The sequence below is a fragment of the Mesorhizobium sp. XAP4 genome (genome assembly GCF_029269325.1).
GTDB classification, from domain to species: Bacteria; Pseudomonadota; Alphaproteobacteria; order Rhizobiales; family Rhizobiaceae; genus Mesorhizobium; species Mesorhizobium ciceri.
Window position 1 is genome coordinate 1 of the sequence record NZ_JARIXW010000021.1, and the last position, 14172, is coordinate 14172.

Consider the following 14172-nt stretch of genomic DNA (forward strand, 5'->3'; position numbering starts at 1 on the left):
GACCACGCGTTTCAAAGATCGTGAACTACATCTCGTCGTTGTGCTCGACGCACTCCCGACAGAGCGCAACCTCATGGGCGCGGCATGCAGGATTAACCGAGCCCAGCCGGTCATGAGTGCGGCCGGCGCTCGGCTGCTCGATTATTTGCGCGATAAGCTCGCGACCATGTCCGCGGAGGTATTCAAACTTAACGCTGCGTCCGGGAGCTCTTGCCCTCCAGTTCGCGACGCTCTCCCGCCCATCCAGTGCTCGTTTATTTCGTCGGATAGTTTGACCCGGCTCTACCGAATCGCCGCTTCAGGATCATTCTTTCCGATTTCGTCACGCTCGTATTTCTGCCGCGTCCTACACCGATTGGGCGCGAACAAAACTGAGCGCCTTGGAACCCGAACCCGTGCGTCGTGACCGGGAGCTTCCGGGGCGAACTCATCCGCTCGGGGGCATCGCATCACCGGACGGCGACAGGCACGGTCGACCGGCATCTCGGCATCGGCTGGGAATTCGTCCATGGTCTGCATTGGCGACGACGCTTCCTGAGGCCACGTAGCCCTTATGCCAAGCTGGGCGCCCGGGTCGAGCGCGTAATGACGACAATTGCTTCGCTACAGATCAAACGCTTTCCGCGCCACCTGCAAAGTCTTCACCCGGCCGTACAGCGCCCAAGACCACTGATGTGATCGACAAGAGCCTTTTTGATAAATCTGCGCTATTCTCCTGTCGCGCACGGACGACCGCGTGGCGAAGAGCAGGGTCCGAGATGAGAGCCCTGCCGCGCAGCTTCTATCGTCGCGCCTCGTTTGCGGCATCCGTGCCTACCCTCTTCGGACCTCGTGGGTTCCAACCGGCAACGAGGCGTGCATAGGCGCCCTCGGCCTGCTCCACCCAGCGGCGCTCTTCTTCCCGGTGGCTCTTTATGTTGTAGGCGTGCGCTCCCTTTTGGCCGCGCACAGCCTTGCTCCCGGCCTTGAGTTCCACATCGCGCAAGCTTCTTGGCATGCAGGGAGGGTCGAGCCTACGCGTAACTCTCGCCCTTCTCAACAGATGACAGATCACGACAGAGAGTTTGCGTGCGGTTGCCACGGCCGCGACATGCTGTCCGCGCCGGGCTCGCACGCCGCAGGGAGAAGGCTCGCAACGGTCCGGGAGCACGAGCGGCCGCCCAGGCCGCCTCGACGAGCATGCCGCGCGCATGACCACGGCCCTGCTTGGTGATCCGCCCATGGTAGGCCGGACCTGGCCGGACTGCTGGACGCTTGGGTTCAACCCGAGATAGGTCACGAGCTTCTGCGGATCGTCGAAGCGCGACACGTCGCCGATCGCCGCCCTTCATCGCCAGCGCGACGGTGATGTCGACGCCGGGAATGGTCATCAGCCGCTTCACGCCTTCATCCTCGAGAGCCGAGCGGACAAGATCGCGTTCGATGACCTGGAGGTCTTCGCCCAATCGGTCGAACTCGCGCAGATGCCCATCGATCGCGAGGCGCTCGTCCTGCGGTACGACCTGCTCGATTACCAGGTCCGACCCTTGGCGCCGCACAGGTCGGCATGCGGGCAGGACGGATCAGGTGGCTATGAAGGATCGACTGGATGACGCTCTTCAATCGAGATCTCTGTCGGACAATCTGATTGCGCCGTGTCACCTGTCGACGCAGAGCCTGCGTCGGCTCGTCCGCAATCCAGACTTCTGGCAAGAAGCCGCTGGCATAGAGCTGCGCAAGAACGTCGGCGTCGATCGTCGTTTTGATCTTGGCATAGGCAACGATAAACACCTGTTTCGGCTTGGCGATCCCCACCTTCTTCACATGCGGCGCAACCACAGCTGCAGCGGACGTCGCGCTGCCGGTGGCCTCGATCACCCCGATATCGTTCGGCGACAGCTTCGCGGCGAACGCGGCCAGCAGATCGCGCCGCATGTCGACGCGGCCGAGTCGCCTGAGCCTGCCCTCCTCCCATGCCACTGCTTCGGCGAAGGCGCGGTGAATATCCAGTCCGATGATAAGCATGCCCGTTCCTCCTTCTTGGCTCGGTCAAAGACGGGAGCTGGCGGGCAACACGACATCTACTGATCCGCGCTCGCAGCGCATCCGGGAAAGTCGCCAGGGGCGGCCATGTAACGAGCTCGGGCTCTCAGCCCACGGTCTATTGACGGCCTGCCTGCACCTTTGTGCTCCCGGTGCCCCACGTCCCGGATGGGCTCACCATAAGGGCGTTCCAAAACAAGAACAGCAGGACGAGAAGACACCACAGATCACATACCGGATAGCGGCAAGGCCAAGCGCTTCGTTCAGATAGGCTTGCGCCAATGGGCTTAGGCCGAGCCTACAACAGCTCTCAAAAACGCTGCCGGACTGCTGCATTGGCTCGCCGATACAATTGGCACAGGCCTCACGGCAGCTTAGGATCAAACCGCCCATCAGTCGCCTCGGACTGGAAAGGTGCACCCTATTAGATTCCACGCCCAGCTAGGTCGGGGCCGCCGAAGACGCTGGTTGATAGCCCGGCGCCATCGGCCCGGCGTTTCAAACTGCCAATCTCTGACCTGCACAGTACGAACGATTGCTCGCTTCTGCAGATCACGCGGCTCATATGTCGGACCTTAACGTCATCCATCATAAACTTTTTGCGACAAAAGATTGCAAGAATGCTAAATTGTTAAAGTCGTTTGTTTCGGTTAAAGGCATCCATCCCATGGATGGCTGATGACATGCGTTTCAAAGGACTTGATCTAAATCTCCTCGTTGTGCTCGACGCACTCCTGACGGAGCGTAATCTCTCGGCGGCGGCACGCAGGATCAACCTGAGTCAGCCCGCCATGAGTGCGGCCGTCGCCCGACTGCGCGATTATTTCCGCGATGAACTGTTTACGATAAGAGGTCGCGAACGATTTCTAACCCCGCGTGCGGCAGCATTTGCCCCCGCAGTTCGCGACGCTCTCCAGCACATCCAGTGCTCGATTATTTCTTCGGATCCGTTTGACCCAGCTCGAGCCGATCGCCTCTTCAGGATCATTCTTTCCGATTTCGTCACGCTCGTGTTTTTCGAAAAGCTTGTGGAGCGTATTTCACGGGAAGCCCCCGCCGTCAGCTTCGAACTGCTGCCTGTCGACGATAGCCCCGATGAGCTTCTCCGGCGCGGTGACGTCGATTTTCTAATTCTACCGGATATGTTCACGTCGAGTGTGCATTCAAGCATTGCGCTGTTTGACGAGAAGCTCGTGTGCGTAGGCTGTCCCACAAACAAGCAGCTGCCACAGCAGCTTACATTCGAGAGATACATGTCGATGAGGCACGTCGCGGTCAGGTTCGGGCGTACGATGAAGCCGTCTATCGAGGAATGGTTTTTGCTTGAGCATGGCCTTAAGAGACGTGTCGAGGTCGCCGTGCAGGGCTTCAGCATGATTCCACCTATGGTGTCCGGCACAGCTCGTATAGCGACCATGCCCTTACGGCTGGTCAGGCATTTCGAAAAAACGTTCCCCCTGCGGGTTATCGAACTTCCGCTGCCATTTCCCACATTCACCGAGACCCTCCAATGGCCGGCCCTCCACAATAGCGATCCGGCAAGCATCTGGATGCGGGAGATAATGATACAGGAGGCATCTCGGATGGCTGCCCCGCTGTGAACCCTCGGAAAATTCAGGCGCACCTATAGTCACTACTCCTGTCACCATCTACTTTGACGACAATAGCCCTCGCCGGATAAAGTCGATGCTGGCGGCAAGTGCGCCTGCGAGATCGTCCAGAGAATGGACTTCCTCGATCAGCTCGAACGAGAAAGGTCCCGCGTAGCCGCCATCCAGCAGCGCCTGAATCTGGCTGCCATTGTCGGAACCTGCAAGAAAGCGATCGGGGTAAATCCAGAAGGTCGGGTCGTTTACGCTTGAAATGTGCACCAGGCCGGTAAGCTCGCAGAACAGGCATGTCTCCCCGGCCAGGGTGTGGTGGAACGTGTCGTGCACGAGGCGAAAGACGGACTGGCCATCAACCGCGGCAACGGCCTCGGCCGCTTCCTTCTTTGATCGAAGCGAGCAGGTTCGGAAACCCAGCGGCTCGATGAGACCGATCAGACCCCGCGACTGGAGGATTGGCTTGATCTCGTTTAGAGCGAAACGAAGATTGTCCTGGCGCTCGCTATTGGTGGGCCACGAGCTGCGGTTGGCCGGCACCAACACGAGCGTCTCTGCCCCGCACGCCGTCGCATAATCGGCGAGGTTGCTTGCCTCGGCCTGACGCGTTGGAGTCCAGTCGTTGAACCGCTGCAAGGCGTTGACAGAGATGATCGTGACGCCCGCTTCGGTAGCGGCAAACCGAACGTCCGCAGCCGGAATGCCGCGTGCGACAGGATTGCTGAAATGAGGGTAACGGATTTGGACGTCGGTCAGGCCTTGGTCACGGGCAAGCGCGAAAAGCGCACTGACGTCAAGGCGGGGCGCCGCCATGTGATCGAGTGCAAAGCGGGGCGATACCTGGCGCATTGCTTGACTTTCCTTCCATGAAGCGCGGCTGCCATTTCGGCATCCGGCTTCTTTCAAGACGGAACCACGCCGGTTCACAGATCGGACAGAGACGGCCGAGTCAATCGAGCTTTCCTTTCATCGGTGAAAGGAAAATGGGCGCTCATGATAGAAATCCATCAAGGTCAAATATTTTCCGGAAGATAAATGTCGAACGGCAGAAATGTCTGCCCCGGGCTCTCCGCGACGCCGGCTTTGATGGCCCGCTCCATTGCCATTATCAGCTCCTGGCAAAGTCGGCGCATTGGCGTGCCGACCGCCATCGTCAAGATGTCATCCGCAAGCGCCCCACGTGACTGCGGCGTCATTTCACTCACGATCGCGACGAGATCCTGACCGCTCCCCTCTTCTCGGAGCGCGGAAATTGCTCCCTCTATACCCCCGCCGGCCATATAGAAGCCGACGAGCTCTGGTTCCCGCTGCATAAGATCCAGCAATTTTTCGTAAGTGAGCTGCCGTTCATCAAGGTTCACGAGCGGATCAAGCACCTCGAATTTGGGCGCGTTCTCACGAAAATAGGCACGAAAGGCCGTTTCCCGCGTCGCATGCGCCTGGAAGCGATGGCTTCCGACAAACACCGCCACCTTGCCGGGCCGTTTTGCGGCCTTGGAAAACACCCAAGCGGCAGTCCGTCCGACCTTGCTGTTGTTGAGGCCGATGTAGCCCTCGCGCACGCCATCGGCGAAGTCGGATAACAGCGAAAATACCGGGATACCTTTCGCCTTGAGCTCCTCGACTGATGCTGTGATTTTCGGGTGATCGGCCGCCACCATGGCGATCGCCTGGCAGCGGCTTCCAAGGTCCTTAAGAAGCGGGAGCAGGTCACGCGGCAAATGTGACTGCGCGAACTCGATGATCGGAAGGCCGTGGAAGGATTTAGCCATACTGACCGACTCTTCAATATTGCGAGCGAAATCTTGGTAAAAATCGTGGGCAGGTTTTCTCAAGATGAAGCCCAGCTTGTAGTGCGGCAGGTGCTGCTGCAAGCGCTGTTTGATGAGACCGGCAGCATGATAGCCGATCGCGTGCGCGGCCGCATGGACCCGCTGGGCGGTCTCCTCTCGCACCGGAAGGCGGACGTTCAGAACCCGATCGACTGTTGCTACGCTGACTCCGGCTTCGCGGGCGAGATCGGCAATTGTGACGCGCTTTCCCCTAGCGATTCTGATCGGCCGGTCCTCCGTCATCCGGTGCGATCCCGCGACGGCTTGGGGCGGCAAGCTGAAATAGTTACCACACCCCACGGTTGATAACGCATTCGACGAACAGCGCTCCATGCGGACCCAGATGAGTTTCCGTGAACCGTTCGTTTGCTTAGGGGCTTCATGGTGTTGTATTACTCTCCGCGTTAGTACACTATTTCCAGCGCTCTTTGGAGGCCGGCAATTCGACTGCTGTGAAGGCCGTGACTTACACGTCGCGCTATTGCTTGCTTGCGGGGAGCCCGTTTGATGTAACCCTAACCGCGGAAAGCGGCTTCCATCCGGGACTGGTCCAATTCGCCTTCCCAGCGAGCGACAACGAGCGATGCCACCGCATTACCGACTAAATTCGTCAGCGCGCGGCATTCCGACATGAAGCGGTCCACGCCAAGAATTAGAGCCATTCCGGCAACGGGAACACTCGGCACGACAGACAGAGTAGCGGCCAATGTGATGAAGCCGGCGCCGGTGACGCCTGCCGCACCCTTCGAGGAAAGCATCGCAATTAGCAGCAGGAGGATCTGATCGGCAATTGACAAATCTGTGTTCGTCGCCTGCGCGATGAAGAGGGCGGCGATCGTCATGTAGATATTGGTGCCGTCCAGATTGAATGAGTATCCAGTAGGGATGACGAGACTTACGACCGAACGCGCGGCGCCGGCCTTCTCCATCTTCTCCATGAGCGAGGGCAGCGCGGCCTCCGAGGAGGACGTTGCCAGGACAAGCAGCAGCTCGTCCTTGATGTAGCGGACAAGAGAAAAGATCGAGAAGCCGTTGCAGCGGCAGACCACGCCGAGAACCCCGAACACGAAGAGGAAGGCGGTCAGATAGAACGTCGCGACCAGTATCGCGAGGTTGGCCACCGAACCGATTCCGTATTTGCCGATCGTAAAGGCCATAGCGCCGAAGGCGCCGATGGGTGCAGCCTTCATGAGAATGCCGACGAGCTTAAAAATGGGGGCGGTGAGCGCCTGGAGAAAGGTAACGACCGGCCTGCTCGTCTCTCCGGTCATCGCCAGAGCAATGCCGAACAAGACCGAGAAGAACAAGACTTGCAGGATGTCGCCTTCCGCGAAGGCACTGGCAATCGTTGACGGGATGATGTTCATCAGGAAGCTGGTCACGGACTGCTCGTGAGCCGTGGCCACATAGCCCTTAACGGCTTCGACATCGAGCGAGGCCGGATCGATGTTGAGGCCGGCGCCAGGCTGAACGATATTCGCGACAATCAGCCCGACAACGAGTGCAAGCGTCGAGAAGGTAAGGAAATAAACCATCGCCTTGGCGGCAACTCGGCCGACCTTCTGCAGATCGCTCATGCCGGCAATGCCGGTCGCAATTGTCAGGAAGATGACAGGTGCGATAATCATCTTGATGACTTTGATGAAGGCATCGCCGAGCGGCTTCAGGCTTTGGCCGGTTTCCGGATAGAGGTAGCCAATTGCGGCTCCAAGGACCATGGCGGCAAGTACCTGCACGTAGGTCCGGGCAAAATGGCGCTTGCGGGGCGCTGCGATCGCGCGGGGGACTCTTGGAACCAACATCGTTTCTCTCTCCCTGACCGGATCGGGGTGGGGGCTCCTCCTTCTCCCATGCTGCGCTCCGGTCGAGCGCTGCTGTCATCTCGGAGCAAGCGCCGTGCCAACTGGACGCCTGTCCCGTCCAGCGAGATTGGTGCAGTTGCGCACTGGAACCCTCCACCTTGCCGGAATTCTGCACTCGAGGCTCGCCAAAGATCGCGTCTGAGGAAGTGCTTCATCAGAGAGGGAATTGACCAGGTCGCCTTGCGCCCGTGCCCTTTGATGTTCGCCGCAGATCGACTGCCGGTTGCCTTGGTGACTTTGGTTTGTCAGTTTTGGAACGGAATGCGCGCAAACTGCAGGATATCCTACACGCCCATCAGAGCACGCGGTACAAGCGATTAAGCGTAGGAGCGCATTGAATCTCCGAGGTCAAAAAATCTTGAATAAGGTCCGCGTGCGAAGTGAATCCGCAACTCGTCAAAGTTCTCCACCGTTTGATCAAGCGGTCGCGTTTCCTGGCGCTGCAAGATGGCGTTATCTGATGGCTCAAGCGCTGGAACGCCCAGGAAATCCCAAACCGCTCCCAAGCATTGGGCAGGTTCGTGAAGTAGGCTCTCGTATTCCATTACAAGCAGGTTGGTCGACGTGAAGGAGTCCATAACGCGAGCGTGAAAGTCGTCGGCGGCTTTGAAATAAGCCTCACAGTCGGCGATTGACAACCTGACGCTCGGTGGCCGAGCGGTATCGTTGTCCGAGCTGAACTTCAGCCACTGACCGCTTTCCCTGGCCTGCACAAAGGATCGGAGCGATTCCAATACGTTTCGGCGAACAACGAGGATGACCTTGAGTGCTGGCCAACGAGCTAATTCCGCAAAGAATGCTGGACGCTCGCGAAACTGAGGTTCATTGATCTTGCAGCCAAGATGCGTCACATTCTTGTAGTCGCGCATAGGGCAGCGCACATAGGCAAGCTCAAGAAGCTCGCGATCCGTGCCTAGCAGGCGATCCGTGCTGGGCCAATTGGGATCATATTCGTTTAGCAACTCACCGTTACTCAGAACGGTCGGATGCTCGTTTAGCAATTCTTCTAAATAGTGTGTTCCGGTCCTTGGCATAGCAAGGATCACAAAAGGCTCAGGAGTTGGTTCGTTGTGGGTCATTGCATGTGTATCCAACTAAATAATGGCCGCGACGGTCTGGGGACGCGCACAAGAAGCTTGGCTGCTATCGCTTGAACGCTCCGGGTGGGTCCGCGCGCCTCACCACCCAGCCTGTACTCCGAGGTGTGGTCGCGAAGATGGGCGCGTGCCTGCAGCGGCTGGGTGGCGCCCGGCTTCGGCGTTGTTGTACCACTCGCGATTCCTGGCACACGCATGCCTCCGGGCCGCTGGGGGCAGTTTGCAATCCGGCATTGCGGACCTCCTTCTCGTTGATGGGCGTAGGTAAGCGTCAACGCATTAGTCGTCGATGAAACAGTCCAGCCGACAGAAAAAAAGGCAATACAGCGAACATGCAAAGTGCGCCTATATGCAGCCCTACATTGTCGCCCAGGCGGCCGAGCATCACCGGACGGATTAGATCGATAGAATTCGCCAGCGGCGAGAAGGCCGCAATCTGCTGAAACACTCCTGGCAATTGGCCGACTGGAAAAACCGCGCCCGAAAGGAACAGCATGGGTGTGATGACAAGCGTCTGATAGAAAATAAAATAGTGATAACTGGGCGCGAGCGCGATGACGAGCATGGCCAGGCTCGCAAAGGCGAACCCGGTGAGAGCGATGACCGGCAGCACGTAGAGAACCGACGTCCACGCGGCATAACCTAGCGCGGCGGCAACAATCGCAATTGTCGTACCGGCCAGAAAGGCCTTTGTGGCTGCCCAGGTCAATTCACCGAGAACGATGTCGCCGAGGGTAAGTTGTGTGTGCAGGATTGCTTCCCAAGTGCCCTGATCGCGCATTCGACCGAAAACCGCGTAAATTGTTTCGAAGGTTGATGCTGTCATCGCGCTCGTCGCAACCATGCCGGCTGCCAGAAAGGCGATGTAGGATGCACCTTCGATGCGGCCTACCAACAGTCCAAGGCCAGTGCCGAGCCCGAAAAGGTAAATCATCGGATCAGCAAGGGTGCCGAGCATTGAAGCAAATGCCACCTTCTTCCATGCCAGATGATTGCGGCGCCACACCGCGATCCAGTTCCAGGCGTTGGCGGGTAGAGCGGCCGCAAAACGTTCACCCATTGCTCACTTCTCCATCTCACGTCCGGTTAACCTCAAGAAAACGTCCTCCAGACTGGGTGGACGCTCTAGAATACGCAGACCCGCTCGACCGCGAAGCTGGATGCGCACATCCTCCGGCTCAGGCGCATAGCAAAAGAGCGTCTCGCCGCTTACCTCGACACGCTGAACGTACGGTCTGATCAGCGAAATCAGCTCCTGTGGATTGCCGCCGAAGATCTCGATCACGTTGCACCCAATGTACTCGTCGATCAGCGCATGAGGACTGCCCTCGGCGATCTTGCGTCCCCGCTCGAGAACACACAGCCGATCACAAAGCCGCTCAGCCTCTTCCATGAAATGGGTGGTCAAAATGATCGTTTTTCCGCTCGCCAGCAGGAAACGAAGTCGCTCCCAGATCAGATGGCGGGCATGCGGGTCGAGGCCGGTCGTGGGCTCATCCATCACAAGCAACTGGGGGTCGTTGATCAGAGCACGTGCCAGCGTCAGGCGCCGCTTCATCCCGCCGGATAGCAGGCCGACACGTGAATCCGCCTTGCTCTCAAGGCGAGCGAACTCGAGGAGCCGTGGGATGACGGCGTTGATCTCTCTTGTACTCATGCCGAAGTAGCGCCCGAACACCAACAGGTTCTCGCGTACCGTAAATTCCAGGTCGAGATTGTCGAACTGCGGGACCACGCCTATGCCCTTGCGGGCCAAGCGGCTGCGTGCCGGCACTGGTAGACCGAGGACTGTTATATCACCCGCGTCAGGCCGGGTCATACCGAGGAGCATACGCGCAATCGTGCTCTTGCCTGCGCCGTTCGGCCCCAGCAGACCGAAGCACTCTCCCGATGCAACGGTGAAGGACAGCCCGTCCACAACGAGCTTGTTTCCGAATAATTTGGTTACGCCGGTAAGGTCGATTGCTACATTGGACATGCGTCTATCTCAAGCGGAATGAGTCCGATTGGCCACCGGCAGCTTACTTGCGAATTCTGGTTCAGAGCAGGCCACCGCCTTGAGATGGCACCTTTGGAAAGTCGCGGCCGGAGCGACGCGTGTATCGCTTCCGCCAAAGAATAACGTCAAGATGCCACGTGTCGCTTCCAGATAGTTCCCGTTCTGACCATAGGTAACTCGAAAGCTTCACCCCGTGTCGACTGACACAACTTACTCGGTCACTCGGCGCTGCAAGGCCGTCAGACTTCACCAGCTGTGAGCGAAAGATCTGCAGTATGAAGTGACTCCGCAATTCCAGAATTGCCCGCAGCATTTGCTCCGGCAAGCGGCATCGCGCTTGTGATTTCCTTTGTGCTCCTGTTGGGCAGGGGAACACTTTTACGCGACAGCCAATCGCTATTGCTCAATGTACACAGGGCGTAAGCCTTCAAGGGGATCAACAGGAATATCCTGATTAACGCGTGCATTGAATAGCCGATGAATCGAAGCTGCCGAGTGCGGAAAGATAACACCGTAGATCTGATTATGGTCATCGTGACAATAGCCAGCACCGTCCACCAATTTACTGTATGTGAAAATAGTAGCTCACCGAGCGCCGTTACTACCGCGATGCCGAGCAACAATGGGCCGAGATTCTCTCCCATCACATCCAAAGTTAGATAGCGATCCAGGCCACGCAGTAGACCTCGCGCAAGCATCGTGTCCCGGAAGGTGCTTCGTGCCCAGCGGAGTTGTTGGCGCAAATAAGGTCCCATCTTGTCCGGAACGACTGTCGCCGCGACGGCACCTGGAACGTACTCGGTTCGAAAGCCTGCTTTCAGCATGAGGATCGTAAGATGACGGTCTTCACCGAAGTCGCTTGGTTTCCCCCTGAACAGCTGCGTCTCGTATTGATCCAGCAGAGAAAGGAGACAAGACCGGCGGTACATTGCACATGGGCCGCAGCAGCACATGACCGCACCAAAGCGACCTTGCGCCGCGCGCTCCTCATTGCAAGCCAGCCAGTATTCCATATCGATCAATCGGGTCAACCAAGTGTCGCTGCGGTTGTATGCCGTCAGCTGGCCCATGGCCGCTCCGACCATGGAATCCCGCATTTTTACTGCAAGCTTTGTGATGACGTCGGACGCAAGTGTCGTGTCAGAGTCGACGCTGAGCACGAAATCTCCAGATGAGCGGCGGATGGCGGCGATCTGCGCCTTGCGTTTGCCAACATTCTCGCGGAGCAGAATGAAATTGAATCTCGGGTCGCCCTCGTAGGCGTGATGTACCGGGATGACGGCATTACGATTTCCAGAACCGTCGTCAACCAGATAGACCTGAAATGTTCCGGCGTAATCTTGATTTGCAATGGAAGCTAAACACGCCGCGAGTGTGCGCGGGTCCTCATTGTAGCAGGGGATAATGACATCCACGCTCGGCCAACGGTCGGATCCGAACAAGCTTTCCGACGGCGGCGTAACATTTTCCGGTTGGGAGTAGACCGCTTGCATGCCTCTGTAAACAGTCGAGAGCACCGCATAAGACGAAACGGCAACAGTACTGGCTGTGGTGAGAAGGTCCATAGGATCTCTGTTTGTTCAGGGGTGTTGAGGAAGTGATCGGATTACAAATCCGCGGCCGTGCAATTCTGGAATTAGGCGTGACAACGCTGTCACCGTCTGGTCGCGCAGACTGGCTTGATTGCCTGGTTGCAATTCGTCGGGAGCGCACCCGTCGTGCAACAGCACGATTGCGCCCGGCCGGATATCGGCGAGCACTCTGTCGACGATGGCGTCAACGCCGGGGCGAGACCAGTCGCGTGGATCAATGGACCAATGGACGGGCGCCAATGCCGCACCCGCTGATGCAGCGATTACTTCTTCGGTCCAGATGCCATACGGTGCACGAAAGTACCGAACCATGGCCTGCGGGCAAGCCATCCCTATGACTCTGTTTGCCTCAACTATCTGGCAGTCGACTTCGACGGACCCGCATTTGGCCAGGTCCGGATGAGTCATCGTGTGGTTGGCTATACCGTGCCCGTCTGTAATAATTCGGCGAACGAGTTCCGGCTCGTCGGCCGCGTAGGCCCCAACAACGAAGAAGGTCGCCGTCACCTGATGTTGCGCCAGCACATTGAGTATCTGCGGTGTGAAAAATGAATTGGGACCATCGTCAAACGTCAGATAGACGCTGCGCTCTGCAGTGCCATCGGCATTGTCACTCTGCCCTTCGCATATGTAGTCCAGAGGCTTCATAGTTCCGGACCGTTCCGGTCGATCAGGGTACCGGACGGCCACTCGTCCATCGAGCGTCCGATCGGCGAAACCAACACGAGTACGTCTTCCAGGCGCGTGGGCGGCAGGTCGGGATGCACATCTGGACGGGTCGATCGTACGCGAACGCCCGACACAATGTTCGCGAGGCCGGCTCTGCAGAATCTTTCGACATGGTTTCGCAGCGCGTGCCGAACCGTGCCGAAAGCGAATGGAACACCCAACTGATGGAGCACTGGGTACGCCACGCGCATCGAAAAACCGATTCCGAGCCCTTCAAGATCCGGACGAACCGCGTACAGGCCCAATTCAGCGACGATCAAGTCGACCTCGCCAACTTTGATGAAGCGCCGCAGCATGCCGATGTGAGCCGCTACCCCATGCGCGTCGTAGCCGATTGCGCGGAATTCCGGCCTCGCGCCGGCCCAACTGCGGCCGCCTTCGAATGGCTCCGCGTTGAAGGCGCCAGTCCGTCCATAGGTCTTTCGAAAAAAGTCGGAGAGTTCGACATGGTCGGCCAGTTGCAGCTCATTTTCCCAGCACAACTTCCAATCGACATTCGGGCGCATGGAAGACCTCACCTTGGAGCTGTCTGGTTGAGATAAATGTCCAAGCATTGGTTAAATAATTGGCATCGCACCAACGGGGCGTAACTTGTGGAGACCGCCGAAAGACCAAGCCGTAATGCAGATGCGACTGACTTTGTGCGCCCCGCACACCAGATGATGCTCCTCGGATCCAACGCAACCATGGGAACTACCTATCTTTCCAACTTGAAGCGCCTCTATGGGACCTGCAGCAAAAACGGTAAAATCCTTTGTTTAGATGAAAGGTATCCACGCTTTGGATAACTGGGCGAATGCGTTCCATATGGCTGGTCAATTATCGTCGTCACGCTCGAGGCACTTCTGACGAAGCGCAAAGCTCACGCCCGCGGCACGCGCGGCCGTTGCCGGGCCGCGCGATTATCTCCGTAAGAGCCGAGCGGAGCTCAGACACGACGATTGATCAGAATCTGATTCGCGGGTTCAGTATCTCTTTCGTGTATCCAGCTCTGGGCTGTCCTTTGGCGGGAGTTAGGTTCGCCCAGGTTCTGAGCCTGGGGCGTCGGCCCGTTCGCCGCACAGGCTCCTTCGCACACCGTCGAGGCCGAGAAAGAGGGGGCCACACAGCTCCCCCTGTACTTTCCACCACCCGACACCAGCGCTCACCCAGGGCGCCGGCCTTGCTCACCTCAACGGATAGCGCACTCGCGCCGCTTCACGATTAAAAGAATTCTACAAGCAGATGCCTGTTTGATCGTGAGACGTCCGCTGCCAATTCCCGCATCGCAGAGGCAGCCAATAGCGCTCGCTTCACATAGTGGTCCGGCAAGCAGCTAGATACGACAGGTGACCTCAAATGAGGCGTCTTGCATGGCTTCTACACCTGCCTGAATGCCAGAACTGCGTTCGTACCGCCCATGGCGAAGGCGTTGCTCATGGCGACGCGCACCTTG

Annotated in this window: 11 protein-coding genes and 1 pseudogene; 1 reads left to right on the plus strand and 11 read right to left on the minus strand. The window is 58.1% G+C overall.

The genetic code is table 11. From position 1 onward, the window contains the following. Positions 1 to 1013: 1013 nt before the first annotated feature. Both P3C39_RS32985 and P3C39_RS32990 read right to left on the minus strand, forming a co-directional pair. Positions 1014 to 1538 (minus strand): transposase, encoded by a 525-nt coding sequence (locus P3C39_RS32985; RefSeq protein ID WP_245265439.1) that lies wholly within the window; start codon positions 1536 to 1538, stop codon positions 1014 to 1016. Positions 1539 to 1629: 91 nt separating this feature from the next. Next, positions 1630 to 2004, minus strand: a pseudogene (locus tag P3C39_RS32990) (IS110 family transposase); the annotation flags it as partial. A gap of 701 nt (positions 2005 to 2705) precedes the next feature. On the opposite strand from P3C39_RS32990, the gene P3C39_RS32625 reads away from it, so the two are divergent. Continuing rightward, entirely contained in the window at positions 2706 to 3623 is a 918-nt protein-coding gene (locus tag P3C39_RS32625; RefSeq protein WP_024505887.1) for a LysR family transcriptional regulator, read from the plus strand. Positions 3624 to 3671: 48 nt separating this feature from the next. Here the strand turns inward: P3C39_RS32625 and P3C39_RS32630 are convergent, their stop codons facing one another. The 9 genes from P3C39_RS32630 to P3C39_RS32670 all read right to left on the minus strand — a co-directional run bounded on the left by P3C39_RS32630 (position 3672) and on the right by P3C39_RS32670 (position 13243). Next, complete coding sequence (locus P3C39_RS32630; RefSeq protein WP_024505888.1) at positions 3672 to 4475, minus strand: TIM barrel protein; 804 nt, start codon at positions 4473 to 4475, stop codon at positions 3672 to 3674. A gap of 164 nt (positions 4476 to 4639) precedes the next feature. Then, complete coding sequence (locus P3C39_RS32635) at positions 4640 to 5701, minus strand: LacI family DNA-binding transcriptional regulator (RefSeq protein ID WP_024505889.1); 1062 nt, start codon at positions 5699 to 5701, stop codon at positions 4640 to 4642. A 272-nt stretch (positions 5702 to 5973) separates the two neighbouring features. Next, the gene (locus P3C39_RS32640; protein WP_126063813.1) at positions 5974 to 7260 is read right to left on the minus strand and encodes a dicarboxylate/amino acid:cation symporter; all 1287 of its coding nucleotides are present in this window, start codon (positions 7258 to 7260) and stop codon (positions 5974 to 5976) included. 377 nt (positions 7261 to 7637) lie between these two features. After that, entirely contained in the window at positions 7638 to 8399 is a 762-nt protein-coding gene (locus P3C39_RS32645; protein WP_024505871.1) for a sulfotransferase, read from the minus strand. Positions 8400 to 8688: 289 nt separating this feature from the next. Next, the gene (locus tag P3C39_RS32650) at positions 8689 to 9477 is read right to left on the minus strand and encodes an ABC transporter permease (protein WP_029356621.1); all 789 of its coding nucleotides are present in this window, start codon (positions 9475 to 9477) and stop codon (positions 8689 to 8691) included. Between the two features lie 3 nt (positions 9478 to 9480). Further along, entirely contained in the window at positions 9481 to 10395 is a 915-nt protein-coding gene (gene nodI, locus P3C39_RS32655; protein WP_024505873.1) for a nodulation factor ABC transporter ATP-binding protein NodI, read from the minus strand. Between the two features lie 260 nt (positions 10396 to 10655). Further along, positions 10656 to 11981: a chitooligosaccharide synthase NodC gene (gene nodC / locus P3C39_RS32660; protein ID WP_032899868.1), complete on the minus strand. Its 1326-nt coding sequence runs from the start codon at positions 11979 to 11981 to the stop codon at positions 10656 to 10658. A gap of 15 nt (positions 11982 to 11996) precedes the next feature. Continuing rightward, entirely contained in the window at positions 11997 to 12656 is a 660-nt protein-coding gene (nodB, locus tag P3C39_RS32665; RefSeq protein WP_126057632.1) for a chitooligosaccharide deacetylase NodB, read from the minus strand. Beyond that, a complete protein-coding gene (locus P3C39_RS32670; protein WP_024505875.1) occupies positions 12653 to 13243 on the minus strand; it encodes a NodA family N-acyltransferase in 591 nt (196 codons plus the stop codon). The genes nodB and P3C39_RS32670 overlap by 4 nt, the downstream gene beginning before the upstream one ends. Positions 13244 to 14172 lie beyond the last annotated feature (929 nt).

Bases quoted from the DNA above. Each gene is read 5' to 3' on its own strand.
- nodI (WP_024505873.1), bottom strand. From the start codon at position 10,395: ATGTCCAATGTAGCAATCGACCTTACCGGCGTAACCAAATTATTCGGA.
- P3C39_RS32630 (WP_024505888.1), bottom strand. From the start codon at position 4,475: ATGCGCCAGGTATCGCCCCGCTTTGCACTCGATCACATGGCGGCGCCC.
- nodB (WP_126057632.1), bottom strand. From the start codon at position 12,656: ATGAAGCCTCTGGACTACATATGCGAAGGGCAGAGTGACAATGCCGAT.
- P3C39_RS32645 (WP_024505871.1), bottom strand. From the start codon at position 8,399: ATGACCCACAACGAACCAACTCCTGAGCCTTTTGTGATCCTTGCTATG.
- P3C39_RS32650 (WP_029356621.1), bottom strand. From the start codon at position 9,477: ATGGGTGAACGTTTTGCGGCCGCTCTACCCGCCAACGCCTGGAACTGG.
- P3C39_RS32635 (WP_024505889.1), bottom strand. From the start codon at position 5,701: ATGACGGAGGACCGGCCGATCAGAATCGCTAGGGGAAAGCGCGTCACA.
- P3C39_RS32640 (WP_126063813.1), bottom strand. From the start codon at position 7,260: ATGTTGGTTCCAAGAGTCCCCCGCGCGATCGCAGCGCCCCGCAAGCGC.
- P3C39_RS32625 (WP_024505887.1), top strand. From the start codon at position 2,706: ATGCGTTTCAAAGGACTTGATCTAAATCTCCTCGTTGTGCTCGACGCA.
- P3C39_RS32670 (WP_024505875.1), bottom strand. From the start codon at position 13,243: ATGCGCCCGAATGTCGATTGGAAGTTGTGCTGGGAAAATGAGCTGCAA.
- nodC (WP_032899868.1), bottom strand. From the start codon at position 11,981: ATGGACCTTCTCACCACAGCCAGTACTGTTGCCGTTTCGTCTTATGCG.